The organism is Microcoleus sp. FACHB-1515 (assembly GCF_014696105.1).
Classification (GTDB): Bacteria; Cyanobacteriota; Cyanobacteriia; order Elainellales; family Elainellaceae; genus JAAUTJ01.
Genome location: NZ_JACJPO010000020.1, coordinates 46772 through 73192 on the forward strand (window position 1 = coordinate 46772; position 26421 = coordinate 73192).

A 26421-nucleotide genomic window follows, 5' to 3' on the forward strand; every position below is an offset into this window, starting at 1 on the left:
AACAACAGAAGGTCTTAGACAGCGCACCGAGCAATCCCTTTGGAAGTACAGAGGGTGAAATCCTTGCAAAAACTTACCCCTCACTATCCACTCCGCGCAGGCGAAACAGCAGTAATTGTGTCACTTGCTCATCATTAAAGTTGTCGTCACTCACCAAAATCAAACTAATCGATCGATCGTTCAACTGCGGCCCGATCGCCATCCCCTCCAAATTATCTAGCTCAATTCCTAATGTCCCCAAATCGAGCACAAGCTGCTTGCGAATCGGATTAATGCCCGTTAGATCGCTTGGCAGCCGCACAATTCCTGAAGTATCCGTTGCGCCGCCTGTGGCAATCTGATAGATTCTCGCGCCCGATCCCGCCAATCCATAAGAGCGCTCTAGCGTCAGAAAATGTCCGGCCTGATCGAGAACGACCAGTTCAGTTAAGCCATTGGTGGCTGCACCCAGCGGCGGCGGATCGATCGGATAGAGATGTTCCGAAATCAGCGTCGTTTGCGGTTCACCGATTAAATAGTGCAGAAAGCGGCTGTAGCGGGGGCGATACCGTTCCGGGAGCGCTTCGCGATCGACCTCCTCCGAATCGAGATCCTGCACCAAAATATCTTCCGTCGCCGCAAACAACCGAAACGGCTCTAGCCAAGCGGTACTGTAGCCACCTGGATTAATCGTCAGCGCTTCAAAGCCAAGGTTATCTTGAACGCCCTGCGGCTGGTCGTTCACGGTTTTGGGCAAAAATCGATCGCCAATTCGCAGTTGCTCTCGCCGCTCTCCGGTTGCCAAATCAAATTCATCGATAAACGGCGCAACACCGTCTCGTGCTACGCCCTCACTGGAGATGAACACGGATTGACGGGGAGAAAGCGCGATGCCCTCCGGATCGATCGACCCCCTGGCAAAACTTTCCCCATCCGCCTGCAACGTCGTCACCTGCTCAAACTCGACGCTGGCAATTTGCGGCGACTCCGCAGTTTGATCGAGGTTGAGCTTCATCGTGTAGAAGCGGGCGGGAGCTTGATCGCTGCGATCGTCCGACAGCACATAAAAGCGATCGCGCTGGCGATCGTAAGTGATACCTGACAAACCGCGCACAGGCGTTCCCTCAAAATCCGTGCGCGGCAGTTCGTAGGCTGAAAGGAAATCGATCGACAAATCAAGAAACAATCGCTCCTCGGCGCTCACACGCGGCAAACTGCAACCGGAGAGGCCAATTAGCAACAGCAGGGGCAGCAGCGATCGCAGCACAACACGCAGGAATCGGGCAAACATAACAGCGCTCAAGCATCGATGCTGATTAGATTACCGCTTGCAGGTCATCCTGGCTTGATTCGATCGTCAGATTTTGGCTGGCAGACTGTCTCGCAGCGTGGCCTCGATCGATCGCGGTTGCCAGCCGAGTTCCCTTCTGGCCTTGCTGCCATCGACGCGGACACAGCGATCGTAAAGATAATGCACTCGTTCGCGGCTGATTGGCGGTTGCCAGTTGAAGATGCGCCCGATCGGGTCGAGCAGATTGCCGATCGATCGGACGATCGGTTCTGGAATTTCACGAGGAGCCGGAATTCCCGTTTGCTGACTGAGAAAGTCGAACATCTCGCGCGTCGTCATGTCGGCAGTCGAGGCGATGTAGTGCGCTCCGGCTGGTGCTTTTTCCGCTGCCAGAATCATCAGCAAGGCCAAGTCATCGACATGGACAATTCCCGTAATGCGATCGCCGCCCGCCCACACTTTCAGCCCGCCTTTGCAAAACTGCGCCATGACAGGACCAAAATGCGGATCGTCTGCGCCAAAAATGCCCGACGGCATGATGCTGACAACGGGTAAACCTTGGGCGACGGCTTGATTGACCAACTGCTGCGCTCGAAATTTGGTGCGATCGTAAGCCGAAGAAAAATCGGTTTGGCGGCGCTTAAAGGTTTCGTCGATCGTTTCGCCTTGCGTATCGCCATAGACGCCGATCGTGCTGCAATACACGACTTTCGCCACCTTGGCCGCCGTTGCCGCTGCCAAAACTGCCGCCGTGCCATCGACGTTGGTGCGCTCCATCTTGGCGGCATCCACCAAGCCCAACTCGACATAGGCGGCAGTGTGAAACACCCAGTCGATTCCCTGCATCGCAGTTTCGAGGGTGGTGCGATCGCAAATGTCGCCGTAGGCAAATTCGATCGGCAAATTGGCGATGCGATCGATCTGGCTCGACTTCCTCACGAATGCCGTAACCGTGTGGCCGCGATCGAGCAGCGCTTTGACCAAGTGCGATCCGGTGAAGCCGTTCGCTCCGGTGACGAGTGCTTTCATAGATTTTTTTCGTAAGCGCGATAGGTTTTGTAGATCGTGGCTCCGGTCGCTTCGATCACTTTGCGCGACGGCCAGTTATCTTCATAGACAAAGCCGAGTTCTGCCCATTGGTACGGCTTTTTGCGCTGGATGCCGCCGTTCATGCCCAAGTGAATCAGCGCAAGTGGAACCATGCGGCGACGATGTTCCGGCAAAGAGGCGATCACTAAGACACGGGCGCGATCGATCGAGCGGCGATACCACAACAGCTTGAGAATTCCGATCAAGTCCAGCTTGCCGCCGACTCGCTTCAGCGCAATGTTGTAGTCCGGCAAGGCCATGAATAAACCGATCAGCTTGCCTTCATATTCGGCTAGCCAAAAGATTTGCGGATCGACAACGGACTGGAGCGATCGCGCCTCTTCCATAAATTCTTCCAGCGTTCGCGGGGCAGAACTCCAGTTGTTGGCAAACGCCTCATTGAACAGGGTGTAGATCGCTTCCACATCAGCGGTAAACGCTTCGCCTTTGAGATTGAGCGGGCGAAACTGAACGCCGGACTTGCTGGCGATCCGGTAGCCCTTCTCGAATTCTGGCGGCAAAGGTCGATCGAGCGGCAGCTTGTAGGCATACGCATCTTTCGCTTTCTCCCAGCCGTCCCGCTCCAAAAATTCTCCGTAGTAGGGCGGATTGTAGGGCATCATCAGCAGCGGCGGCGAGTCGAAGCCTTCGGCCAGCAGCAAGCAGCGATTGTGAGTGGATAGATCAATTGGCCCCCGCACTCTGGTCATGCCCTGCGATCGCAGCCAGTCACAAGCTGCCGCGAAAAGAGCCTGCGCGATCGCAAAATCTTCGATGCACTCGAAATAGCCAAACACACCGATCGATTGCTGTTCGCGATCGACTAAGCGCTGATTCACAGCGGCCACAATTCGCCCGACCGGAACGTTATCTTGAACGGCGATGAACGCTTGCAGCCGTCCGTATTCGCGAAAGCCATTGTCGGGCGCTAGCTCTTTGGCGATGCTGCTGCGGATCGGCGGAACCCAGTTGGGATCGGTTTGGTAGACGCGCTGCGGAACATCGAGAAAGCGATCGAGATCAGCAGATTCGATCGCTTGAATTTGAATTGAGGCAGAAACGGCTTGAGTCGCATCCATAATCTTAAAAACGCGAAATGGTAGAGACACTATAAACCAGCGTCTCTACCAGCAGATTCTACCTGGATTGCGATCGTTCCCGTTCGCCATTACTTCGCCGGGAGCGATCGAGCGAACTTAGTAGCGGTTCGTCGTGGTCGATCGAACAGCCGGATCTTCGTAAGCGGTCACGGTGCGCTTGCGGCGACCGAACAGACCAAACAGACCGAGCAGACCCAACAGACCCCAATCTCCATCCGAGAAGTTGTTGTCGGTGGTTTCATCAACCGCCTCATCTGCAACTTGTCCAGCATCGTTAGCAGCATTGCCAACAGCGGCTCCAGCATCATTCGCAGCATTGCCAGCGGCTTGTCCGGCGTCGTTCACGGCGTCACCAACGGCTTGTCCGGGTGCAGCAGGGCTGACGGTGGCGTCAGGAGAAGGCACAGTTGCCGGATCGCTGGTGGCAGGATTTGTGTTGGTAGTTGCAGCGCTGCCGCCTGCGTTGCCCGCAGGAGCGGTGGTGGTGGCCGAAGCGGAAAGAGTCGCGGGCACAACGGCCAAGCCAAGCGTCAATGCAGCCGCACCAGCCAATTTGCTAACAGAGCGTTTCATAATTTTGGTTCCTCATTAAGTATTTGTACGCTTTGTCTCTACGTTAACGATCCCCGATTGCAGTCAACTCACTCAAGAGAATGAATCGATCGATTCACCTCCTCCTGCCATAGGTAGATCGTGAAAAAATTCGCGGCAATCGCCTGCTCAACTCAGTTGCAGTTGAGCGATCGAATCATTCAAGGATTGCAGAATGCACAGTGCATCGGGTCAGCAGTCTGCACCCCATCAGGAAACAAAGTCTCTTGCGAAAATTCGCAGCGCTGGCAGCGGGCACGAATCGATCGCGTCAAACTCGTCGGCTGACCACACCATCCGCAGGGCAGTCCGGGAAGTCGATCGATCGCTGCAAATCCGGGCGCACTGCATTTTGGGCAAATCTGTTGCAGCTTGCTGACCAAGTCTTGAGTAGCACGAGCGATCGCCAGCATTCGCGTCGGATTGTAGAGCGCTCGCATATCCGTTTCCAGCATGACAATTCCATCTTGCTGCAAGCAGCGGTCAACGGCGGCTCGTAGATCTCTACAGCGCGTAATTCCTTTGAAGACTTCGCCTCCGGGCGTTTTGACAATCACGGCATGGCTGGGATATCCGACCTGCTGCAAAAAGGCTTCCACTTCATCTGGCGATCGAATCGTCTCGCGGCGAAAATTTGTCTCGACCGTGAGATCTTCACCCACGACAATAAATTCCTGTCCGTCACGGCGATCGAGCAGCACCACCATCTCGCGATCGCAGGGCAGATACGGCATAACAGGATGGGGGCCAAAGCTGCCTTCGCTCGCGATCGCCAAATCGCCGCCTACTAGTTCTAGCCCAGCCCGCGCTTTGATCAAAGCAGTGGTGCGCTGGTCGGCAGGGCGCGGCCAATTTCCGGCAAACGTGCCAAAGCGATCGCTATCAAAGCCCTCTGGGAGGACGACTTGCACTCCCAGCGCAGCTTCAACAATTGGTGCGATCGCTTCTTCTTTGCGGTGCATCGTTGCCAGAACGAGTGGCCGCGCCTTGAACCAGGTTTTGAGCAACTGTGAAGCCTTACTCGGCGTCATCATCGTGAGCGTAGCGACGATAGAGGTAATCTAGCGCGTAGTTGCGGAGGTTGTAGAATTCCGGGTCTTCCATGATCCGGGCGCGATCGCGCGGACGCGGAAAGGGAATATCGATGATTTCACCGATCGTCGCGGCAGGACCGTTCGTCATCATGATCAGGCGATCGGCCAGGAACAGCGCTTCGTCAATGTCGTGCGTGATCATCAGAACGGTGCACTTGTGGTCGTTCCAGATTTTCAGCAGTTCTTCTTGCAGTTCTTCCTTGGTGATCGCGTCGAGTGCGCCAAACGGTTCATCCAGAATCAGCACTTCCGGACGGATGGCAAGGGCACGCGCGATCGCAACCCGCTGCTTCATTCCACCCGATAGCTGCGGCGGCTTTTTGTCGGCAGCATCGGCCAAGCCCACCATTGCCAGGTGTTCCCGCACGATCGCGGCCTTTTCGCCTTGCGACTTGTTCGGGAAGACCTGATCGACGCCGAGGTAGATATTCTCGAAGGCAGTCAGCCAGGGCAGCAGGGCATAGCCTTGGAAGACAACCATGCGATCGGGACCGGGTTTCGTGATGCGCTGACCGCGCAGACGCACTTCTCCCGTCGTCGGAATGTTGAAGCCCGACACCATGTTCAGCAGGGTGGTTTTGCCGCAGCCAGAGTGTCCGATCAGGCAGATGAATTCGCCTTCTTTAATCTCAGTGCTGATATTTTCAAGAACGGTGTAGCTGCCTGTCGGTGTGGGATAGACTTTACTGACGTTATCGATCGCCAAAAATTCGCTGCGATCGACGGTTGCGGAAGCTTGAGTTTGCGCGATCGATTGGGTCATGTCGGTCGTTTTGATAGTCTGCATGGTTAGCCTTATGCTTCTTAATTTCGCATGAGTTCCGAATCCTTGAAAGGGTGGATGAAAAATTCGTTCATCCACCCTTACTTTGTCGTTCGTTAAACCGCGACTCTGGGCGCGTCAAGATGGACTTCGGCCATGTAGATGTCGTGCTTGATCTTGAGGCTGTTGAGGTAGCCGATCGGGTCATCGGTGTCGAACTGAACGCCGTCAAACAGCTTGATCGGACCGCGCTTGTAGCTGACATCGAATGTACCGAGTTCACGGGCAGCGGTGCTGAACACACCGACGCGACAAACGCGCTCTAGCACTTCCACCCAGTTGCGCGGGAACGGCGTATCGCCCCAACGTGCCATCTGCGTCATGATCCACAACTGCTCGGTGCGGCTCGGACGATTCACGCCAACGCCGTGAAACTGGTGGTGGGCAAATTCGCGCATCGGGTGGTCAAGCGTGCAGACGTTCGGATTGTCGTCGCCAAGCTGGATGTAGCTCAGGTCAGTGCTGAGATATTCGCGCTGGGCAAGAATTCGGCGGACTTCCTCAGCATTATTCGGATCGGCGCAGAACTGGCAAGCTTCCAGCAATGCTTTGACAAGAGCGATGTGCGTATTTGGATAGGCGTTTGCCCAATCTTCGCGGACGCCCAGCACTTTACCGGGGTGGCCGAGCCAGATTTCCAGGTCGGTGGCGATCGTAAACCCAATGCCTTCCACCGCTGCCCGCAAATTCCAGGGTTCCCCGACGCAGTAGCCGTCGATGTTTCCGGCTTGCAGGTTCGACACCATCTGAGCAGGCGGAATCGTCGTCAGGTTCACGTCCTTATCTGGGTTGATGCCGCCCGCTGCCAGCCAGTAGCGCAAGAGCAAATTGTGCATTGAGGCCGGATGCACCATGCCGAACGTGTGTCGCTGATCCGGCGTTTCTAGCAGCATTCGCTTCAGGGCAGGCAGGCTGTGAACGCCTTGATCATAGAAGCGCTTGGCGAGGGTAATGGCGTTGCCGTTGCGCGTCACGGTCAAGGAGGTAACAACAGGCATCGGCTTATTGTCGTTGCCGCCCAAGGTCATCCACAGCGGCAGACCAGAAGGCATTTGGGCTGCATCGAGGTAGCCGCCTGCAATTCCGTCCCGGATACCGCGCCAGCTTGCTTCCCGCACTAGCGAGACTTCTTCAAGACCGTGCTTGACGAAGAAGCCTTTTTCCTTAGCGATCGCCAGCGGTGCACAAGCCGTCAGCGGCACAAACCCGATTTCCAAATTCACCTTCTCCAAGCCGTGACGCGCGATCGCCCCTTGCTTGCGTGCCCGAAGCTGCTTGATCCGCTTCTGTTGATTCAAGAAGTAGATAATTTCGCTGCGATAGCTGTAGTAGCTGGGATGGTTGACGACTTCCATGCGCTGACGCGGGCGGGGAATGTCGATTTCGAGAATCTGGCCGATGTTCGATTCGGGGCCGTTCGTGAGCATGACGACGCGATCGCTCAGCAGCAGCGCTTCATCGACATCGTGCGTCACCATTACGGCTGTGACGTGGTTCTCGTCGCAGATTTTCATCAGTTGCTCTTGCAGATTGCCTCTGGTGAGCGCATCGAGAGCGCCGAACGGCTCATCGAGCAGCAGCAGTTTCGGACGGATAGCAAGGGCACGAGCGATCGCCACCCGCTGCTTCATCCCCCCCGAAAGCTGTCCGGGCGGCTTGTCGGCAGCGTGACCCAAACCGACGAGCTTAATGTGCTTTTCAACCACATCGCGGCGCTCTTCCGGTGAGAGATCCGAGAGGACTTCATCAACGGCCAGCGCGATGTTTTGGCGGACGGTCAGCCAAGGCAGGAGCGAATAGTTTTGGAAGACGACCATGCGATCGGGTCCGGGACGCTTCACCTGCTCACTTTCGAGCAAGACGGTTCCCTCGGTCGGCAAATCCAAACCTGCAATCATGTTCAGGAGGGTGGACTTGCCGCAGCCAGAGTGTCCAATTAGCGAGACAAATTCACCTTTGCGAATTTGTAAATCAATGCCTTTGAGGGCGATATACTCTCCGCCTCCCGCGAGCGGAAAGGTTTTTTCGAGTTGGTCTACAGCGACGAATGCAGTCATGGCACTTGAGGAATGAGGAGTTGGCGATTAGGAGTTAGGGATGTTTGGGAGGCATCGATCGCACCTCCCAAACATCATCGGAACTAGCGGCGATCGCTTGCCACAATTTTGTTTTGCAGCCAAGCCATCGATCGATCGAGAATCAAACCCACCGCACCGATGTAGAACAGCGCCAAAATAATTTCGCTGACGAAGTTGTTTTGGTAGGCATCCCAGATGAAAAAGCCAATTCCCACAATTCCCGACATCACGATTTCAGCGGCGATAATTGCCAGCCAAGCCAGACCGATCGCAATCCGCAAACCTGTGAAGATGTAAGGCAGCGCAGAGGGCAACAGAATCTTGAAGAAGAACTTTTGGTTCGAGAGTTGCAGCACGCGGCGGACGTTGATGTAGTCTTGCGGAATTTGCTGAACGCCGACTGTCGTGTTAATCAGAATCGGCCAGATCGCCGTAATGAAAATCACGAACAAAGCAGCGGGTTCGTTTTGCTGCAAAGCAGCCAGCGCGATCGGCACCCAGGCCAAAGGCGGAACCGTCCGCAAAAATTGGAAGATCGGGTCAAGGCCTTTGTTAATCAGCGGATTGAGGCCGATGACGATGCCGACCGCGATGCCCACGATCGCCGCCAACGAATAGCCGATCGCAACGCGCTGCAAGCTCGCCAAGGTCTGCCAGAACAAGCCTTTGTCCAAACCGCCGCGATCGAAGAACGGATACAGCAGCATTTCGCGGGTGCGCTCATCGGTGATCAAGCTGGCAGGTCCCGGCAGGCGGGTCAGGCCAGAGCTTGAGAAAAGCTGCCAGATGATAAGGAACAGAGCGATCGCAACCAGGGGCGGCAGTACGTTGTTGACTACCTTGCGAAAGTCGATCGAGCGTGAGGGGCGGCGTGAAACGGCAACCATTTTCTAAGTTCTCCAGTAATTAAGCAGTGAGGAAGCGCGATCCAGGTGAATGAGTGTGAATTTCAGAGTTAAACGCGCTTGATTTCCAAGCTTTCGAGATAGGCCTTCGGATTGGCCGGATCGAATTCCTTACCGTCGAAGAAGCGCTCGACACCTCGCGAGGTGCTGGTGGGAATATCGGCGGCGGCAACACCTAAAGACTGAGCCGCTTCTTTCCACAAATCTTCGCGGTTGACCGCGTTGATGATGCGATCGGCGTTGTCCAAGGTGCTTTCTGGCATGAAGCCCCAGCGGACGCTTTCGGTGATGAACCAGAGGTCGTGGCTCTTGTAGGGATAGGAGACGCTGCCGCGACCGTCTTTCCAGTAGAGGGGGCCGCTCTGGAAGTTGTTCACCTCCGGCTTGCCGTCGCCCATTTTGTAGACACCTTTCAGCGGTCCTTCCAAAACTTCTTTGGGCAGGTTAAAGAACTCACGGCCAGCAAGAATGGTTGCCAGTTCAGCGCGATTGGCCGGATCATCGCACCACTGCTGCGCTTCCATCACAGCCTTCAAAACGGCCTGAGTTGCTTTGGGGTGCTGATCGACCCAGTCACCTCGAATTGCCAGGTATTCTTCAGGGTGGAACTGCCACATTTCTGCGGTCAAACCTGCCAAAAAGCCAATGTTGTCGTTGACAATTCGGTAAGGCCAGGGGTCGCCTGTGCTGAAGGCATCCATTGTGCCCGTCTGCATGTTTGCCACTGTTTGAGCAGCCGGAACAACCAGCAGTTGCACATCAGTATCCGGATTAATTCCGCCTGCGGCAAACCAATAGCGAATCCAAAATTCTTGGTTGGCTTGAGGGAAAGTATAGGCAGCTTTGAAGGGAGTTCCAGCCGATTTGAGTCCGAGAATGTAATCTCTGGCGTTCGTCAGGTCGAGACCGATATTTTTGCCTGTGTGCTTGTTGGCGATCGCAATGCCATTACCCTGCGTATTCAGTTGCGCCAGCACATACATTGGGAGTTTGCGATTGCCCTTTGTGATCAAGCCTTCGCTAATCAAGTGCGGCATCGGCATTTGCCACAGTCCGCCATCAATGCCGCCGCCTGCTGAGCCGATTTCGACGTTGTCACGCGCTGCACCCCAGTTTGCCTGTTTCGCAACTGTGGCTCCGGTCATGCCATATTTGGCAAAGAATCCTTTTTCTTGAGCGACAATCAGCGGCGCACCTTCAACGATCGGAATGAAGCCGAGTTGAATGCTGGTCACTTCAGGCGCATCCGCAGGATTGACGTTCACAGCGGGAGCCGCAGCATTGTTGGTAGGCGCGGCGCTGTCAGTGTCCGAAGGCGGATTGCCAACGCAGCCCTTGAGCAAAACGGAGCCTGCAACGGATGCGCCAGCAGTTGCCAAGAATTTCCGACGAGAATACTGAGAAAACGACATAAAACCCCCTCAAAACAAGCAAAAGAGCGAACTTCAAGCAGCACAAAATCAACCCGGTTTTGATGCAATAAAAAATATGCAAAAAACCATCGACACTCACTAGAACTCTGAACTTACGCAAAGGTGCGAAGTAAGGCAGGCGAGCAGTATAGAAATTGAGTGAATACTTGTGAGTGAATTGTTTGCAGTCGATGATTTACTCGACTTAATGGGTAAGTATTACAGTCTTCCGGGTCGCTAGCAATAGGAAAATAAAATGATTCTTAAATAGAGGTAATAAGTTTGGTTGTTAGTATCAGCTTTTACAGTCGAAAAATAGCAACTTATCAGCAACTTGCTCTATGGAGTATTGCGAGGTTCATCTATAATCTTCTATTTTCTTCTCAAAACTTAAAATGCAAAATTGCTAGAACCGTGATTCTACCGTTGACTTTAAGTTTTCTCATTACGATTGGTTATGACAATATGAATTACCAATGGTAAGGATAGAAGTTAATAGAGTTTTATCAGGGTGAAGTCGATCGATCGCCCAAAACGGATTCAGACACCGAATTTTGTAGCAACACGGTTGCATCTTCTGGTGCGGTTGCGCTATGGATGCGGTTGAGTTGATTGATTGCCCAGCGAGCCGTTTCCTGCACTTCCGCATCGCTATCATTGACAGCATGAGCTAAAAGCTGGCTGGTTTGGGCGATCGAGTCGTAAATCCGTGTCAAATCGCGAATTGCATTTTTTCGCACGTCGGCGCTTTCGTCTTGCAAAGAAATCATCAGTGCTTGCTGCATGGGTTTGAGCGTCCGCGAACCGATTTCGGCGATCGCTGCCAAAATTAAGCTGCGCTGCTGCGAATCTGAATCGATCATCAGATCCACCAGCGGCTGGATTGCCTGCGACTCGCCGCGCTGACCGAGTTCCCAAATTGCTTTGCGGCGCAGCATCGGATCAGGACTGTGCAGATCTTTGAGCAGTTCGGCAGCCAAATCAAATTTGGGCAAGCGCGTGGTTTCCGGAACGGCTGATTCAGAATCGATCGCGAAGCGCTCCCCGCAGGGTATCGCCTCTGAGGTGCGATCGCGATGCCCATTCATCTGCATCATGTTGTTCCCATCTAGGCCTTCTGAAACTGTCGCCTGTGGTGCCCCAGCAGTCACAGCGGCCAATCGAGGCTGCCGTCTGCTGATGATGAAATACAGCGCTCCAGCAATGCCCAGCGTAATCAGCAACAGCACCCAGCGATGGCTCACGGGCGAAACCGGAGCGGCAGATGAATTTGCCGCAGGTGCAGACGGCGCGATTGTCGTCGCGGAAGCAGGCTGAATGGCATGGCTCCACGACGCTGCACTAGAACTGAAAAACGGCGCTGCACTCCACGCAGGCGTGCAGACAAGCAGCAGTAGTGCAAGACGATGGAGCATGTGAAGTGAAGAGGATGCTAAAAGATAGCTCGCACCGAACATCGCGATCGAGGCCGATCACATCTAGAGACTATCTGAAAATCTGCTCAGACGGGTAAATTGGCCGCGATCGAACCTGAATTGCGATGCACAGAAGTTGAATTGTGCTGTGACACAGTCGAGCAGCTTGCCTAATTTTCCGAAAAATTTTCCGAAAGCTGAATAAAGCAAGCTGAACTAGGCAGGCGTGTTGCTTAATCTTGAATGAGCTGATTTGCTTTGGGTTCAGCAACTTCCACCGAGGCGATCGCAAAATCCGATTCTGGCGGCTGTGACGATCGCACTGGCTCAAAAGTTTCCGATGCAAGTTTGGCAAGCCGCCAATTTTTGATTTGTGCAGCGAGGGTATCGCGCTGATTGATCAGGTAAATGCTCACCAGAGTTAAGCTGACGCCAATCCACTGAAGCGGGCTGAGCACTTCTGCTAGAAATAGATTGCCAAACAGCAAGGCAAAAATCGGCGTGAGAAATGTCAGCGAACTGAGGCTGGTTAAGCTGCTAGATGAAGCGAAGTAGAAGAACAGTCCGTAGGCGATCGCGCTGCCGAAAATCGTCGAATAGCTCAGTGCTATCCAGTCGGTGAGCTGCAAATTCGTTACTTGATTTGTTTCAAACAGGCCAGACAGAGCCAGCAAAGGCAGCCCGCCAACAATCATGTGCCAGCCCGTCGCCACAACCGGATCGGCATGACGACTAACAGCGCGAACCATCACCGTTCCGATCGCCATTGACAAAGCAGCCAGCAGCATCAGCCATTGACCGTTCTGGAAAAGTGCGGCGATCGAGTCTGAGTCAACGACTGCGTTGAAGTTGCCGTGCAGCAAATTCACGATCCAGCCTTCCGGCAAGCCCAACAAGCTGATGCCGACGACGCCAAACGCCAAGCCGAGCCAGCCCCACAGCCCGACCTGTTCGCCGTAGAGAAACCGCGCCATCAGTGCGACCGCTAAGGGCTGCGAGTCGATCATGACCGAGCCTAGTCCGGCTCCCGTGCGGACTAAGCCTTCGGCCAAAAATCCTTGGAATAGTGTGCCGTCCACCAAGCCAAACAGCGCGATCCACAGCCACGCCTGCCAGCTTTTCGGCTGAGGCCGATTCATCAACATTGTGCTGCCCAAAATCAGCAGACCCGCAGGCAGCAATCGCACACTGGCAATCAGCAGCGGCGTCGTGTGTGGCACCACGCCTTTCATTGCGACCATTGCCGTTCCCCACAGGAAGAACGGAGCGATCAGCAGCAGGGGAGCAAAGGGCAGTTTGGCTTCAGTCGGTTGTTGCGGCACGGCTGGAAAACTCTGAGGGACGGTGGATGCGGGACTGTGACTATCTTAAACAAATTGTATATTTATATGAAGTATAGTGAAATGCCAATGCGATCGCTTGTCAGCCGATGATCGATCGAATAAGGCACACTAGATCTAGATTCCCTTTTGCTGAGTGTGACCATGATTTGGCCTTTTAATCGCTCCCGCAAACAAATTGCCCGCATCGAGATCAACGGGGCGATCGCTGGACAAACCCGCAAGCGCGTTTTGGAAGCGCTCGAAACGATCGAGGAGCGCAAATTTCCTGCCTTGTTGCTCCGCATCGACAGTCCGGGCGGCACAGTGGGCGACTCGCAAGAAATTTACAGCGCGCTCAAGCGATTGCGCGACAAAGTGAAAATTGTCGCCAGCTTCGGCAATATTTCAGCATCAGGCGGCGTCTACATTGGCATGGGCGCAGAGCATATCATGGCGAATCCCGGTACGATTACGGGCAGCATCGGCGTGATTTTGCGCGGTAATAATTTAGAAAGACTGCTTGACAAGGTGGGCGTGTCGTTCAAGGTAATCAAGTCCGGGCCATACAAAGATATTTTGGCGTTCGATCGCCAGCTTACCGAGCCGGAAGAGCATATTTTGCAAGAACTGATTGACGTGAGTTACAGCCAGTTTGTCGGGACGGTGGCAGAAGCGCGAAATCTTCCGGTTGAGACGGTGAAAAGCTTTGCCGATGGACGGATTTTTACCGGACAGCAAGCGCTGGAGTTGGGCGTGGTCGATCGACTGGGCACCGAAGAAGATGCGCGTCGCTGGGCTGCGGAACTGGCCGGACTCGACCCCGATAAGGCCGAAACCTATACGTTTGAGGAGCGCAAAAGCGTTGTGAATCGCTTCTTCGGCGGATCAAGCCTGCAACAAAGCATTGCTGCGGAATTCAAAACCGGAGCCGACTGGCTAGAGTTTGAGCTATCCACCAGCGGGCTTCCGCTTTGGCTGTATCGGCCTTGAGTGGGCGATACCGTACCGAGAGCGCTGACGCGATCGACTTTTGGTAAAGTTTGGACTGGAAAATTGTGAAAGTCAGTCATCGTCAAGATTTGCGCGTGGATTGTCCTTCCGACCCACACTCGGATTCGCGTAGGATAGCGAAAGGCACACTTCGCTAATCTTGAGGAGGCAAACAACGTGGGCTGGAAAGTTCGGGCAATTCGAGGCGCAACGACGGTTTCCGACAATTCGATCGCGGCCATTCGCGAAGCTGTGACCGAACTATTAGATGAACTCGAAAGCCGCAACTCGATCGATCCGGACGAAATTGTCAGCGCCACGTTTTCTGTCACCCGCGATTTGGACGCAATTTTTCCCGCTGCGATCGCCCGTGAACGTGCCCACTGGCAAAATGTGCCGCTGCTTGATGTGCAGCAAATGCATGTTGAGGGCAGTCTCGATCGCTGCATTCGCTTCCTCATCCACATCAACACGCCCGAAGTGGCTCCGCCCATTCACCATCCTTATCTCAGAGGAGCAAGGCAATTGCGACCCGATTGGGCAGTTGGAATACGAAACTAATTCGGGCGATTCAAAACAGCAGACCTGAGCAATCGGCGCGATCGAAGGCAAGCGGGGCAGGCGGACGATCGCCGGATTTGTGCTGCTTTGTGCTGCAAAGTCTTGATTCTCGTAGCAATTATGGATCGAATAGCGCTGATGGATTTCGAGGTGATTGAGTGCCTGTGCCAGCCGATCGGTTTTGGCAAGAATGGCAGATGTGGCACGAAACACCGAGATAAATTCGGTGCGTTGGGAATCTTTGAGGCCGCGTTGCGATCGCACCACTTGCTGCCGTAAAGCCCGCAACCGCTCCATCAAAGCAGTTCGCCCACAGCATCTTGATACTTCAGCCACAGCTTAAAAATCCAGCCAATCCAGTCGGCCAGCGCAGTTGGCATTTCTAGAAATCGCAGCAGGTGTCCGGTTGGAGCAGTGTCGAGAATGATCAAATTTTGGCTGTTGGTTGCAAGCAGATCGATCCCGTTGAGCAGGGCGAGCATTTCGTCGATTCCCGGCAGCGCTTGGCCTGCAATTTGCCGCCATGCTTGCGGACGCCAATCTGCTGAGTGATGCAGAACTCGATCGCGCTGCTGAAAGCCTCCGCAAGTTAGAGGAACAAGCGGTTGAACTGTGCCACGTCTTTGAACTCGATCCGGCTGATCTCAATATCGATTTGGGCGCGATTGGCACGTTATTACCGTCAGCAGGTGGGTACTATCCGGGTGAAACTTCTCAAAATCCTTCGATGTTGGAACTGCTCGATCGCCTTCTTCATACAGGCATTGTTCTAGAAGGCGATGTGACCTCGGCCTAGCACAGTTGAATTTGATTCACGCCAAACTCCGTCTTGTCCTAACCTCTCAAGCGATCTAAAGCTCATGTCAATCTACCTTTATGGCATCGTTCCCGCCCCTGCCACTGACCTAGCGCTACAGGGACTCGATCAGCAGCCTGTGCAAACGCAGCAGGTCGATGATTTTGTTTTCCTGTATTCCGAAGCGCAACAATCGCGCTATGTCGCCAGTCGCCGCAATTTGCTCGGCCATGAGCGCGTTTTAGAACAAGCAATGGAAGCGGGATTTGAGCCGATTTTGCCGCTTCAGTTTGGCCTGACGATCGACACTTGGCAAAGCGTCCGTGAGCAGTTGCTTGACGCGAAAAGCGATCGCCTCATCCAGCTATTTGACAAACTGAGCGGACGGCGCGAAGTCAGCATTAAGCTTTTTTGGGAACCGCAAGCAGAACTGGAGATGCTGCTGGCCGAAAATGAATCGCTGCGAGTCGATCGCGATGCGCTCAAAGGCAAAACCCTCAGCAGCGATGAAACAATTCGGATCGGACAGGCGATCGAACGCGCTATGCAGATTCGCCAGCAGCAAATTATTCAGGCATTTCAAGCAATGCTCAATCCACTCGCTGTTGAAGTCGTCGAAAATGATTTGCTCTCCAAAGCGATGATTTACAACTGTGCCTATTTAATTTCGGGCGAGACAGAACCACTGTTTAGCGAACTGGTTGAACAACTCGATGAACAGTTCGATCGACGGCTACGAATTCGCTACAACAACTTCACTGCGCCGTTCAATTTCGCTCAGTTGAACTAGGTTGATTCACCTGAATCGATCGCTTCCATCGCGTCAGCGGCACTCGATCGCGGTACAGCTTTCACGTCTCAATTCCGCTTGGGGTCGCGCATCTGCCGCTGCTTCGCAGTTCGATCAGCTACGCGCTCAGCAAGTCGGCTTTCAGCCGCATCTCGTCAAACCGACCCCGATGCGCTCACAGCAGCAGTTTCCAGCTTAGTGCGATCGCAAATCGGCCAGCCTGCTCGATTTTGAGCAAAAAAAATTCCCCAACGCTCAGTGAGTGCCGGGGAATTGAATCAGGGTGCATCTACCACTCCCTTGTTCCATGCAATCGACCTGTCATCCGGAAAAATTTGCGGCAAAGTAGCAGTAGGGGTCAAAATTTAGGCAACATGCCAGCGGCTGTAACTTTTCGATCCGATCGATCGTCTACATATTCGATCGGATCGAGCGGCGCGATCGCTGCTAGGTTGCTGGCAAACTCGCCGGATTCGGTTTGGGCACGCTTGAACAGTACAAACAGCTTGGGTCTTTGACGCGATCGAGATTCACACTGCAAACTACCTACTTGAGGAGAATCGGGAACGGTGACGCAGGAGTTCCACATCTCTGTAACCCCAGTTGGCAATGATACATACCTGGTGCGAACCGAACGAGTCGCGCCCGGAGTGCCGCTGGCCGAAGAACAAGTCGTCTGGCCGATCGACGACTGGCTGGCGATCGCGCAGCCGCTAATGGATGACCCGCTCAACGGGCTTTTGCAGGGTAATCCGCGCATCGGCAGCTTTGAACCGCCGAGCGATGCTGGCGTTCAGCCGACAATGACCTTAGTGGAATTGGGGCGGCAGCTTTATCAAGCGCTGTTTCAAGCTACCCTGCGCGATAGCTGGCTAACCGCGCAAGGAGTCGCGCAGCACCGAGGTGAAGCGCTCAGGCTCAGGCTCGGTCTGAAGGGAATGCGGCTGCCGCTGCTGCCTTGGGAAGTGCTGCAAAATGATGTGGCGATCGAAGCGCGACCCTTGGCAACCGGAACCGACGTGCTGTTTTCGCGCTATCAGCCGAACGTCGGCGCGTCCACCAGTGCCGGATCGCCTGGAACCGTGCGAATTTTGATGGCGATCGCTGCTCCATCCGATCAGCAGCAGCTTGACTTGCAGCGCGAAGCGCATCTGCTTCAGCAAGAACTCAAGGCAGGCGGCGCGATCGGACTGCCGGATTTGCAGGTGACGATTCTTGAACAGCCCGGACGCGAACAACTGACGCAGGCGCTAGAGCAAGGCCACTACCAAATTTTTCACTTTGCTGGACACAGCGATTTGGGCGCATCCGGCGGCAGTTTGTATCTGGTCAACCACCGCACCGGACTGACAGAAACGCTGAGCGGCGACGATTTGGCTGGACTGCTGGTAAACAATCACATTGCGATGGCTGTGTTCAATTCCTGTCGCGGCGTTCATTCCGCTGCCAGTACGAGCGAATCCGCTGCGCCCGCTGCCGATCGCAACCTCGCCGCTGCGCTTGTCAATCGCGGCATTCCCGCCGTTCTTGCAATGGCCGAGCGCATTCCCGATGAGGTGGCCTTAACGCTGACGCGCTTGTTTTATCGCAATCTCAAGCAGGGCTATCCGATCGATCTCAGCCTCAGCCGCGCTCGCCAAGGTCTAATCTCGGCTTACGGCTCCGATCAGCTTTACTGGGCACTGCCGATTTTGTATCTCAATCCGGACTGCGACGGCTATTTGACGACGGGCGATCGCAGCCTCGACAATCCGGCTGACAGCTTGGCTCGCCTGCCGCACTTCGCTCCCGCCAGTCGTCAAGAAGCAAGCTGGACAATTTCGGAAGCGTCGCTGTCGAGCGATGATTTGCAGCTTGACGAGATTGACTACGACGACGATTTTGATTTGGATGAAGAAGACGATCGCGCCTTAGTTTCCGGCATTTTGCAGGAACTAACCGAATCTGCTGCACCGACTGCCACCGTCACCACTGCACCGATCGAGCCTGATCCAATTTCCACGCCTGTGCCGCTGGCGGCTCCGGTGCGATCGCGCCAGCCGTTTCGTTTTCCTAAGTTTAAGCAGCAGTGGCTCATTCCGGTTGGCGCGGCGGGCGTGCTGCTGCTGGCGGCAGGCGGCTTTTGGCTGGGAACGCAGGTGAATCGGGACGACACAAGCTGGCTGGGCGATGTGTCCAGCGTGATTCCTGCTGGCGGCGACTCGACCGACCTGACGCGACTGGAAACTCCAGACTTGTCGGCAGCAACTATTACGGCCTTCAATCAGAAAAATTGGCAAGCGGGCGAACAGGGCACGATCGAACTGCTCGATCGCAACGCCCTCGATCAAGCCCGCAGTGCGCTTGCCGTTGTGCCGCCCGATCGCATCGACGATCCGCAAATCAGCTTTTTGAGCGGTCGTTTGGCGTGGCAGGCGATCGCGGGCGGCAGTCGAGATTACAGCGTCAGCGATGCCCGTCGCTTTTGGGAAACGGCAATTCGCCAGCAGCCCAACCGTCCTGACTATCATCGCGCCTTGGGATTTGCCTTTTATGCCGAGGGCAGAACGCGAGACGCGATCGCCGCTTGGCAAAAATCGATCGACCTGATCAAAGCTGAAGATCCCGCTGTTGATTTGATGCAAAATCACGACGCGCTGACGGCATACGCAGGCATGGCGATCGCGCTGCAAAAAGCCTCGGCTCACTTTGGCGCAACAGAGCGCGACGATCTGCAAAGCAAAGCCGACAAGCTCTATCAGATGGTGATTAGTGCCGACGCCGCGCAGTTCCAGCCGAACGCACTCGCCCGCATGGACAACTGGCTGTGGACAGAGCAGGCGATCGCCGACTGGCAAGCGCTGGGACAGTGAACGTCACACTGAGGCAGGGCGTAAACCGTCCTCGTTGGCCGCTGCCTTCTGACTTCTCTTGAACGCTAAAATCGTCCCATTGCCGCTTGGTTTTGGGAATGAAAACGCATCCGCTTGCGATCGCGCAGCAGCACCATCAGGCAAAACGCTATGCCGAAGCTGCCCTGCACTGCCGCCAACTGCTCAAACAGCAGCCTCGCAATGCCGCCGCGCTGCATCTGCTGGCAATGTCGCTGCACAAGGCGGGCGATTTGACGGGTGCGATCGAGCAATATCAAAATCTGCTGAAGCTGCGGCCTCAGGACGTGCAGACGCACAATAATCTCGGCGTGGCGCTCAAGGTGCAGGGCAATCTCACTGAAGCGGAACAGCACTATCGTCAGGCGATCGCGCTTGATCCCCAATCAGCAGGCGCATACAACAATTTGGGCAATCTGCTCAAGCAGCAAGGCAGGCTCGACGAAGCCGCCGCCGCCTATCAGCAAGCAATTCACCTTGCACCGAACTACCTTGACGCGCAGGCTAGCCTCGGACAAGTTTGGATGCAGCAGGGCAAGCTGGATGCGGCGGCTGAGCACTTCCGTCATCTGCTGACGCTGCATCCAGACAATCCAGATTTGCACAATCATTTGGGAAACACGCTGCAAAAGCTCGATCGCTTTGCCGAAGCGATTCCGCACTACGAAACCGCGATCGCCCGGCAGCCTGCACCGAGCTACTACAACAACTTGGGAGCGGCCTTGCAGGACTTGGGACGCAGCGCGGAAGCGATCGCCGTCTATCAGCAAGCCTTGACGCTCGATTCCAACTACCCCGATGCCTACTACAACCTGGGCAACGCCCTGAAGGATCTCACTCGCTACACCGACTGCGTGAAGGTGTATCAGCGGGCGATCGAGCTGGCTCCTCGCCACGCCGAAGCGCACAACAATCTCGGCTTGGTGCTGTATGAATTGGGGCGACTGGAGGCGGCGATCGCGGTTTATGAGCAGGCGATCGAACTGCGAACAAACTATCCCGACGCACACCTCAACATGGCGCTGTCGCTGTTAGCGGCTGGTGATTTAGAGCGCGGATTTCAAGAATACGAATGGCGCTGGCAGGTGAAGGGCAAGAACTTTAAGCCAATGCGATCGTTTCTTCAACCGCTGTGGGACGGCTCAGATCCGACAGGTAAAACGATTTTGCTGCACGCTGAGCAGGGCTTTGGCGACACGATTCAGTTCATTCGCTATGTGCCTTTAGTCGCGGCAAAAGGTGGGCGCGTGATTGTCGAATGCCAGCCGCCCCTAGCGCGTCTGCTGCAAACCGTACCGGAGATCGCTCAGGTGATTCCTGCCGGATCACCGCTGCCGGAATTTGACGTACATCTGCCGCTGCTGAGTTTGCCCGATCGATTCCGCACCTCGCTTCAAACGATTCCCTGTCAAACCCCGTATCTCCAGCCGCCTGAAGCTGCACCACTGCAACTGACAGGATCGCCCAAAGTCGGAATTGTGTGGGCGGGCAGTCCAGATAATGCCAACGATCGCCAGCGTTCTTGCCCGTTCGAGACATTTGCTGACCTGTTGAACGTACCAGGGATCGTGTTTTTCAGTTTGCAAAAAGGGGAGCGATCGATCGACCTGCAAGCAGTTAGCGGCGTTACTGATTTGAGCGAACATCTGCGCGATTTTGCCGATACTGCCGCCGCCATTGCTCGGCTTGATCTCGTGATCACCGTCGATACTGCCGTTTCGCATTTGACGGGCGCACTGGGAAAACCTGTCTGGGTGCTGCTCTCATTTGCTCCCGATTGGCGCTGGATGCGCGACAGGCTCGATTCGCCTTGGTATTCGACCGCTCGCCTGTTTCGCCAACCTGCTCCGGGCGATTGGGCAAGCGTAATTTCACAGGCAAAAACTGCGCTAGAGCAGTGGCGATCGAGAACAAGATCAAGCAGTGATTTTCAAGCTTCGGACTTTTTGACTTTGGGCAATGCGCTTCGTCGTCAGGGCAAATTGCAGGAGGCGATCGCCGCTTACCGTCAATCGATCGCCCTTTCTCCCAAACCAACTGCCTTTAACAATCTGGGTGTCACGCTGCGGCAGTGTGGAGATCAAGCGGGCGCGATCGCCTGCTACCAGCAAGCTCTGAAGCTGAACCCCAGCTACGTCGATACGCGATTCAATTTGGGCAATGCGCTCAAGGATCAAGATGATTTGATGGGGGCGATCGAGCAGTATCGATTGGCGATCGCGCTCAAACCGAATCAACCGAACGTTTGGGTGAATTTGGGGAATGCGCTGAAGGCGCAGGGAAAATTGGCGGAGGCGATCGAGTGCTATCGGCATGTGTTGGCGATCGATCCCCAAAATGCCAGCGCTCACAATAATCTTGGTCAGGCACTCTTGCAGGCAGGCGATTGGCTCAATGGATTTGCTGAAAACGAATGGCGCTGGCGCGTCGAGAATTATGCGTGGCCGCGTCCACCGTTGCCGCAACCGCGCTGGGACGGCTCGGATCTGACAGGCAAAACGATTCTGCTGTATGCCGAACAAGGTTTTGGCGACACGATTCAGTTCATCCGCTATGCGCCCTTAGTCGCGGCAAAAGGCGGGCGCGTAATTGTCGAGTGTCAGCCGCCTTTGGTGCGTCTGCTGCAAACGGTATCAGGAATCGAAAAGGTTATTCCCAGAGGTGAACCTTTACCCGAATTCGATTTCCAGATTCCGCTGCTGAGTTTGCCGCATCGGTTTGGCACTTCAATCCAGACTGCTCCGGCTGAAATTCCTTACCTTCAGCCGCCAGCAAGTTCGATCGCCCTCCCCGAATCCACAGGCTTAAAAGTTGGGATCGCTTGGGCAGGCAGTCCAACTAATCGCGGCGATCGCTACAGGTCTTGTGGGATCGATCGCTTCTTACCTCTGCTCGAAATTCCTGGGATCGCGTTCTACAGTTTGCAAAAAGGCGCGGAAGTTGCGGACGAGCGAATCATTAATCTTGACCTCCAGCTTGGTGATTTTGCGGATACGGCCAGTGCGATCGCTCAACTTGATCTCGTGATCACCGTCGATACTGCCGTCGCACATTTAGCTGGAGCATTGGGCAAACCTGTCTGGGTGCTGCTGTGCTTTGATCCCGATTGGCGATGGATGCGCGAGTCCGTAACGGCAGCGCTGCGCGAGTCCGTAACGGCAGCGCTGCGCGATCGCACTGATTCGCCTTGGTATCCAACCGCTCGACTTTTCCGGCAAACGAAACCGGGAGACTGGGAAACGGTGTTTGCAAACGTGGCGATCGCGCTGCGACAGAAATTAGGCGAAGCCGTTTCGGTAAAGGCGATCGAGCCAGTGCAGAAAATGCAGCCGTTGGCGATCGGCTGGCAGCTTAGCGCAGCGACTGGATGGGGCGTGTACGGCACAAATCTGGCAATTCACCTTCAGCAAAATTCTCACTATCAGCCTGTTTTGCTGCTGCCGCCTGCAACAAGTGCGCCGTTCAATCCGCTTCAGCAAGCGCTTTTACAGCCGATTTTCGCGAATCGTCCTGCCAAATTTCCGACTCGTCTCGACTTTCCGATTCTCAAGGGATTGGGCAATCAGTTTGGCACGGCTCCTGAAATCGATCGCATTCAAGGTAGCCATTCGATCGGCGTGATTTTCTTTGAGGATGCCAAGTTTTCGCCAAATGCGATCGCCCGCGCCCACTCCTACGACGCCCTGATCGCCGGATCAAGCTGGAATGCTTCGGTCATGCGGCATCATGGACTGACTCGCGTTTACACCGTCTTGCAGGGAATCGACCCGACGCTGTTTCATCCCGCTCCCAAGTCGGGACAGTTCAAAGATCGCTTCGTCATCTTTTCCGGCGGCAAATTGGAATATCGCAAAGGGCAAGATATTGTCGTGCGGACGTTTCGAGAATTCCATGCTCGCCATCCCGATGCGCTTTTGGTGACAGCTTGGCATAACTTTTGGGCAAAAACGATCGAAGGGATCGATCGAGCAGGCCACGTCTCCGGCATTCCCACTGTCACACCCGATGGAAAACTCCAGCTTGCCGAATGGCTGGTCGCGAATGGCGTTCCTGCAACCGCATTCATCGATTTGGGCGTGATCCCCAATTCCCTGACGCCGCAAATTTTGCGCGAGGCGGATGTTGCCCTATTTCCGAATCGCTGCGAAGGGGGCACGAATTTGGCGGCAATGGAATGTTTAGCCTGCGGCGTTCCGACTGTGCTTTCGGCCAACACCGGACATCTCGATTTGATTGGGGATCACTGCTATCCGCTGCGAAATCAATCGCCCGTCCAGGGAATTGGCGCACATCTGAGCTACGAGGACTGGGGCGAATCGGATGTTGAAGAAATTCTCGCGGTTCTCGAATCGATTTACGCGAATCGGGCAGAAGCGCAATGTCGGGGATCAGCCGCCGCGAAATTCATGCAAGACTGGAGTTGGGATCGACAACTGGATCGACTTTTAGATGCGATCGGTTCGATGACGAGTTGATGGGGAAGGTCCCCTAAATCCCCCATGACTGGCGGACTTTGAGGATTTGGGTGGGAGTTAATCGATCGCATCAACAAAACTAAATCCACGATCGCCCGATCATTTGTTACAATAGTTATAAATACTTAACAAAAGGGAGATTGCTATGGTTGCCGCTGTTGAACGTCCACAACGCCGCCTATCGATGCAGGTGGTTGAAATTGCCGAAAACACGACAACTTTGCGATCGCTCGATTGGGATCGCGATCGATTTGACATCGAATTTGGCCTGCAAAACGGCACAACCTACAACTCCTTTTTGATTCAGGCCGACAAAACTGCGCTGATTGACACTTCCCACGAAAAATTCCGCCAGCTTTACCTCGATACGCTGTTGGGACAAGTTGATCCCAAGTCGATCGATTACCTCGTCATCAGCCACACCGAACCTGACCACAGCGGCCTCGTGCGCGACGTGCTTGCCCTAGCGCCACAGGCGATCGTCGTTGGCTCGAAAGTGGCGATTCAATTTCTCGAAGATTTGGTGCATCAGCCGTTCCAGCGGCAAATTATCAAGAATGGCGATCGTATCGACTTAGGCCAAGGCCATGAACTCGAATTTGTGATCGCCCCGAATCTGCACTGGCCGGACACCTCGTTCAGCTACGACCACAAAACGCAGATTCTCTTCACCTGCGATGCGTTCGGAATGCACTACTGCAACGATCGCACCTTCGACGACAACTTCAGCGAAATCGAACCCGACTTCCGCTTCTACTACGACTGCCTGATGGCTCCGAATGCGCGATCGGTTCTCTCTGCCCTCAAGCGGATGGGCGAACTGCCGGAAATCGGGACGATCGCAACGGGACACGGCCCCCTCTTGCAGCACAACGTCGAAGAGTGGACAACCCGCTATCGCCAGTGGAGTCAGACGCAGACGAAAGGCGAAAAAACCGTTGCCGTCTTCTACGTTTCCGACTACGGATTTAGCGATCGACTCTCGCAGGCGATCGCTCGTGGCATCACCAAAACCGGAGTTGCAGTCGAAATGATGAACCTCCGCGCCGCCGATCCGCAGGAGGTCAGCGAACTGGTCAGCGGTGCTGCCGGAGTCGTGATCGCCACTCCGCCCACCGAAGGCAAAGACGACATCAAAGCCGCCCTCAGCACGATTTTCTCGGCTGTAAATGGCAAGCAGGCGATCGGCCTATTTGAATCCTACGGCGGCGACGACGAACCGATCGATCCCCTCCTCAACCGCTTCCGCAATTTAGGCTTAAACGAAGCATTTCCCGCGATTCGCGTCAAAGACACGCCAACCGAAACCACTTACCAGCTTTGCGAAGAAGCCGGAACCGACTTAGGCCAGTGGCTAACGCGCAACCGCAACGTCAAGGAACTCAAGTCGATCGATGCCGACCTTGAAAAAGCCTTGGGACGCATCAGCAGCGGCCTCTACATCCTCACCGCCCACAAAGGCAACCGCAACGGAGCAATGCTCGCCTCGTGGGTAATGCAGGCCAGCTTTAAGCCGCTTGGCTTTACGGTAGCTGTGGCGAAAGATCGGGCGATCGAATCCTTGATGCAGGTGGGCGATCGCTTCGTCCTCAACGTCCTGGAAGAAGGCAGCCACAACGCTTTGATGAAGCACTTTTTAAAGCGATTTGCACCGGGAGCCGATCGCTTTTCGGGTGTAAGAACCTATCCCGCCGAAAACGGTTCGCCCATCTTGGCAGACGCTTTGGCCTACGTCGAATGCGAAGTGACAAGCCGGATGGAGTGCAGCGATCACTGGATCGTCTACTGCACTGCAACAGAAGGCAAAGTCTCAAATCCCGATGCCCTAACTGCCGTTCACCATCGCAAAGTCGGAAACTACTACTAAGGATCGTGAATTAAATAAAACCCAAGACTTATTTTTGAACAGGGCGATGCCGCACTTTCCAAAAATAAAAATCTGATTTTAATGAATCCGTGATCCTAAGTTCGTTTTGCCCGTCGCAATTCGCGTTAGGTTGTTTCTAGAACACTTGTTCATGGAATGAAGCAATGATTTCTCAAACCCAGTCTGCTTCCAATACAGAAATCATTTATCCTGACAGCGACGGGCGATTGATGGCCGACAATACCGAGCAGTTTCAGTGGATTGTGACGATCGAGCAAAATCTGGACTGGCTGTTTGCCGATCGTGCCGATGTCTTTGTAGCGGGCGATTTGCTTTGGTATCCGGTTGAGGGAAACAACAAACTGTGTACTGCTCCTGATGTGCTGGTGGCGTTTGGCAGACCGAAAGGCAAGCGCGGTTCCTATCAGCAGTGGAAGGAAGAAAACATTCCGCCCCAAGTGGTCTTCGAGATTTTATCTCCAAGCAATACCAAAGCCGAGATGAACCGCAAGCTGCTGTTTTACTATCACTATGGCGTTGAGGAATATTACCTTTATGACCCCGATCGCAACGAACTGAGCGGCTGGCAGCGCAGCGCAGACTTAGAATTTCTCGAAGTGATCGAATCGATCGCCGATTGGGTAAGCCCGCGACTGCAAATTCGCTTTCGCCTCACCGACCTTAAACTGCTGCTCTTTCATCCTGATGGCAAACCATTTCTGACCTATGCCGAAATTGCTCAACAAGCAGAACAGGCAGAACTGCACGCTGAGCAAGAACGTCAACGTGCCGAGCAAGAACGTCAACGTGCCGAGCAAGAACGTCAACGTGCCGAGCAGGCAGAACTGCGGGTAGAGCAGGCAGAACTGCGGGCAGAACAAGCACGGCAGCAAGCAGATGAAGAGCGCCAACGCGCCGATCGCCTTGCCGAACAACTCAGAGCGATGGGAATTGATTCCGACCAAAGTTAAGC

At 54.6% G+C, this 26421-nt stretch carries 22 protein-coding genes; 9 read left to right on the plus strand and 13 right to left on the minus strand.

Annotated features, from left to right (window positions below; all coding sequences use genetic code 11):
- Nucleotides 1-73: 73 nt before the first annotated feature.
- The 11 genes from H6F67_RS05830 to H6F67_RS05880 all read right to left on the minus strand — a co-directional run bounded on the left by H6F67_RS05830 (nt 74) and on the right by H6F67_RS05880 (nt 13099).
- Nucleotides 74-1270 carry an esterase-like activity of phytase family protein gene (locus H6F67_RS05830; protein WP_190764286.1) on the minus strand — a complete coding sequence of 399 codons (1197 nt, stop codon included), beginning with the start codon at nt 1268-1270 and terminating at the stop codon, nt 74-76.
- A gap of 66 nt (nt 1271-1336) precedes the next feature.
- The gene (locus H6F67_RS05835; protein WP_190764288.1) at nt 1337-2299 is read right to left on the minus strand and encodes an NAD-dependent epimerase/dehydratase family protein; all 963 of its coding nucleotides are present in this window, start codon (nt 2297-2299) and stop codon (nt 1337-1339) included.
- Nucleotides 2296-3438: a hypothetical protein gene (locus H6F67_RS05840; protein ID WP_190764289.1), complete on the minus strand. Its 1143-nt coding sequence runs from the start codon at nt 3436-3438 to the stop codon at nt 2296-2298. Before H6F67_RS05840 ends, H6F67_RS05835 begins: the two co-directional genes overlap by 4 nt.
- A 117-nt stretch (nt 3439-3555) precedes the next feature.
- On the minus strand, nt 3556-4032 hold the full coding sequence (locus H6F67_RS27285; RefSeq protein WP_199304257.1) for a WGxxGxxG family protein: 477 nt from the start codon (nt 4030-4032) through the stop codon (nt 3556-3558).
- Nucleotides 4033-4211: 179 nt separating this feature from the next.
- A complete protein-coding gene (locus tag H6F67_RS05850) occupies nt 4212-5084 on the minus strand; it encodes a DUF6671 family protein (protein WP_242020522.1) in 873 nt (290 codons plus the stop codon).
- Nucleotides 5068-5907, minus strand: coding sequence for a nitrate ABC transporter ATP-binding protein (locus H6F67_RS05855; protein WP_242020535.1), 840 nt, complete (start codon nt 5905-5907; stop codon nt 5068-5070). The genes H6F67_RS05850 and H6F67_RS05855 overlap by 17 nt, the downstream gene beginning before the upstream one ends.
- A gap of 116 nt (nt 5908-6023) precedes the next feature.
- Nucleotides 6024-8024, minus strand: coding sequence for a nitrate ABC transporter ATP-binding protein (locus H6F67_RS05860; protein WP_190764292.1), 2001 nt, complete (start codon nt 8022-8024; stop codon nt 6024-6026).
- A gap of 83 nt (nt 8025-8107) precedes the next feature.
- The gene (ntrB, locus tag H6F67_RS05865; protein WP_190764294.1) at nt 8108-8932 is read right to left on the minus strand and encodes a nitrate ABC transporter permease; all 825 of its coding nucleotides are present in this window, start codon (nt 8930-8932) and stop codon (nt 8108-8110) included.
- Nucleotides 8933-9000: 68 nt separating this feature from the next.
- Entirely contained in the window at nt 9001-10362 is a 1362-nt protein-coding gene (locus H6F67_RS05870; protein ID WP_190764296.1) for a CmpA/NrtA family ABC transporter substrate-binding protein, read from the minus strand.
- 506 nt (nt 10363-10868) lie between these two features.
- Complete coding sequence (locus tag H6F67_RS05875) at nt 10869-11777, minus strand: HEAT repeat domain-containing protein (protein ID WP_242020523.1); 909 nt, start codon at nt 11775-11777, stop codon at nt 10869-10871.
- Nucleotides 11778-12010: 233 nt separating this feature from the next.
- Complete coding sequence (locus tag H6F67_RS05880; RefSeq protein WP_190764300.1) at nt 12011-13099, minus strand: DMT family transporter; 1089 nt, start codon at nt 13097-13099, stop codon at nt 12011-12013.
- A gap of 162 nt (nt 13100-13261) precedes the next feature.
- On the opposite strand from H6F67_RS05880, the gene sppA reads away from it, so the two are divergent.
- Entirely contained in the window at nt 13262-14089 is an 828-nt protein-coding gene (gene sppA, locus H6F67_RS05885) for a signal peptide peptidase SppA (RefSeq protein ID WP_190764302.1), read from the plus strand.
- A 177-nt stretch (nt 14090-14266) separates the two neighbouring features.
- Nucleotides 14267-14650: a chorismate mutase gene (gene aroH / locus H6F67_RS05890; RefSeq protein WP_190764304.1), complete on the plus strand. Its 384-nt coding sequence runs from the start codon at nt 14267-14269 to the stop codon at nt 14648-14650.
- Between the two features lie 296 nt (nt 14651-14946).
- Here aroH and H6F67_RS27290 read toward each other — a convergent pair whose 3' ends face one another.
- On the minus strand, nt 14947-15207 hold the full coding sequence (locus H6F67_RS27290) for an ArsA-related P-loop ATPase (protein WP_396797717.1): 261 nt from the start codon (nt 15205-15207) through the stop codon (nt 14947-14949).
- Between H6F67_RS27290 and gvpJ the strand changes: the two genes are divergently transcribed.
- The 3 genes from gvpJ to H6F67_RS05910 all read left to right on the plus strand — a co-directional run bounded on the left by gvpJ (nt 15174) and on the right by H6F67_RS05910 (nt 16435).
- On the plus strand, nt 15174-15446 hold the full coding sequence (gvpJ, locus tag H6F67_RS05900; protein ID WP_396797647.1) for a gas vesicle protein GvpJ: 273 nt from the start codon (nt 15174-15176) through the stop codon (nt 15444-15446). The two genes, H6F67_RS27290 and gvpJ, sit on opposite strands and share 34 nt — an antisense overlap.
- A 64-nt stretch (nt 15447-15510) precedes the next feature.
- Complete coding sequence (locus H6F67_RS05905; protein ID WP_190764305.1) at nt 15511-16236, plus strand: GvpL/GvpF family gas vesicle protein; 726 nt, start codon at nt 15511-15513, stop codon at nt 16234-16236.
- Between the two features lies 1 nt (nt 16237).
- On the plus strand, nt 16238-16435 hold the full coding sequence (locus tag H6F67_RS05910; RefSeq protein ID WP_190764308.1) for a hypothetical protein: 198 nt from the start codon (nt 16238-16240) through the stop codon (nt 16433-16435).
- A 159-nt stretch (nt 16436-16594) separates the two neighbouring features.
- Here the strand turns inward: H6F67_RS05910 and H6F67_RS05915 are convergent, their stop codons facing one another.
- The gene (locus H6F67_RS05915) at nt 16595-16825 is read right to left on the minus strand and encodes a hypothetical protein (protein WP_190764310.1); all 231 of its coding nucleotides are present in this window, start codon (nt 16823-16825) and stop codon (nt 16595-16597) included.
- 34 nt (nt 16826-16859) lie between these two features.
- Between H6F67_RS05915 and H6F67_RS05920 the strand changes: the two genes are divergently transcribed.
- The 4 genes from H6F67_RS05920 to H6F67_RS05935 all read left to right on the plus strand — a co-directional run bounded on the left by H6F67_RS05920 (nt 16860) and on the right by H6F67_RS05935 (nt 26419).
- Nucleotides 16860-19088 carry a CHAT domain-containing protein gene (locus H6F67_RS05920; RefSeq protein WP_396797649.1) on the plus strand — a complete coding sequence of 743 codons (2229 nt, stop codon included), beginning with the start codon at nt 16860-16862 and terminating at the stop codon, nt 19086-19088.
- A 98-nt stretch (nt 19089-19186) separates the two neighbouring features.
- Entirely contained in the window at nt 19187-23581 is a 4395-nt protein-coding gene (locus H6F67_RS05925) for a tetratricopeptide repeat protein (protein WP_190764314.1), read from the plus strand.
- Nucleotides 23582-23726: 145 nt separating this feature from the next.
- Nucleotides 23727-25448, plus strand: a complete 1722-nt coding sequence (locus H6F67_RS05930; RefSeq protein ID WP_190764316.1) for a diflavin flavoprotein — start codon at nt 23727-23729, stop codon at nt 25446-25448.
- Nucleotides 25449-25612: 164 nt separating this feature from the next.
- Nucleotides 25613-26419, plus strand: a complete 807-nt coding sequence (locus H6F67_RS05935) for a Uma2 family endonuclease (RefSeq protein WP_190764318.1) — start codon at nt 25613-25615, stop codon at nt 26417-26419.
- The last annotated feature ends 2 nt before the right edge of the window (nt 26420-26421 follow it).

Coding starts and splice junctions, on each gene's coding strand:
- H6F67_RS05850 (WP_242020522.1), bottom strand. CDS start 5,084: ATGATGACGCCGAGTAAGGCTTCACAGTTGCTCAAAACCTGGTTCAAG.
- sppA (WP_190764302.1), top strand. CDS start 13,262: ATGATTTGGCCTTTTAATCGCTCCCGCAAACAAATTGCCCGCATCGAG.
- H6F67_RS05930 (WP_190764316.1), top strand. CDS start 23,727: ATGGTTGCCGCTGTTGAACGTCCACAACGCCGCCTATCGATGCAGGTG.
- H6F67_RS05870 (WP_190764296.1), bottom strand. CDS start 10,362: ATGTCGTTTTCTCAGTATTCTCGTCGGAAATTCTTGGCAACTGCTGGC.
- H6F67_RS05840 (WP_190764289.1), bottom strand. CDS start 3,438: ATGGATGCGACTCAAGCCGTTTCTGCCTCAATTCAAATTCAAGCGATC.
- H6F67_RS05830 (WP_190764286.1), bottom strand. CDS start 1,270: ATGTTTGCCCGATTCCTGCGTGTTGTGCTGCGATCGCTGCTGCCCCTG.
- H6F67_RS27285 (WP_199304257.1), bottom strand. CDS start 4,032: ATGAAACGCTCTGTTAGCAAATTGGCTGGTGCGGCTGCATTGACGCTT.
- H6F67_RS05925 (WP_190764314.1), top strand. CDS start 19,187: ATGAAAACGCATCCGCTTGCGATCGCGCAGCAGCACCATCAGGCAAAA.
- H6F67_RS05860 (WP_190764292.1), bottom strand. CDS start 8,024: ATGACTGCATTCGTCGCTGTAGACCAACTCGAAAAAACCTTTCCGCTC.
- H6F67_RS05905 (WP_190764305.1), top strand. CDS start 15,511: ATGTCAATCTACCTTTATGGCATCGTTCCCGCCCCTGCCACTGACCTA.
- H6F67_RS05935 (WP_190764318.1), top strand. CDS start 25,613: ATGATTTCTCAAACCCAGTCTGCTTCCAATACAGAAATCATTTATCCT.
- H6F67_RS05835 (WP_190764288.1), bottom strand. CDS start 2,299: ATGAAAGCACTCGTCACCGGAGCGAACGGCTTCACCGGATCGCACTTG.
- H6F67_RS05875 (WP_242020523.1), bottom strand. CDS start 11,777: ATGCTCCATCGTCTTGCACTACTGCTGCTTGTCTGCACGCCTGCGTGG.
- H6F67_RS05855 (WP_242020535.1), bottom strand. CDS start 5,907: ATGACCCAATCGATCGCGCAAACTCAAGCTTCCGCAACCGTCGATCGC.
- gvpJ (WP_396797647.1), top strand. CDS start 15,174: ATGCTTGCGGACGCCAATCTGCTGAGTGATGCAGAACTCGATCGCGCT.
- H6F67_RS05915 (WP_190764310.1), bottom strand. CDS start 16,825: ATGTGGAACTCCTGCGTCACCGTTCCCGATTCTCCTCAAGTAGGTAGT.
- ntrB (WP_190764294.1), bottom strand. CDS start 8,932: ATGGTTGCCGTTTCACGCCGCCCCTCACGCTCGATCGACTTTCGCAAG.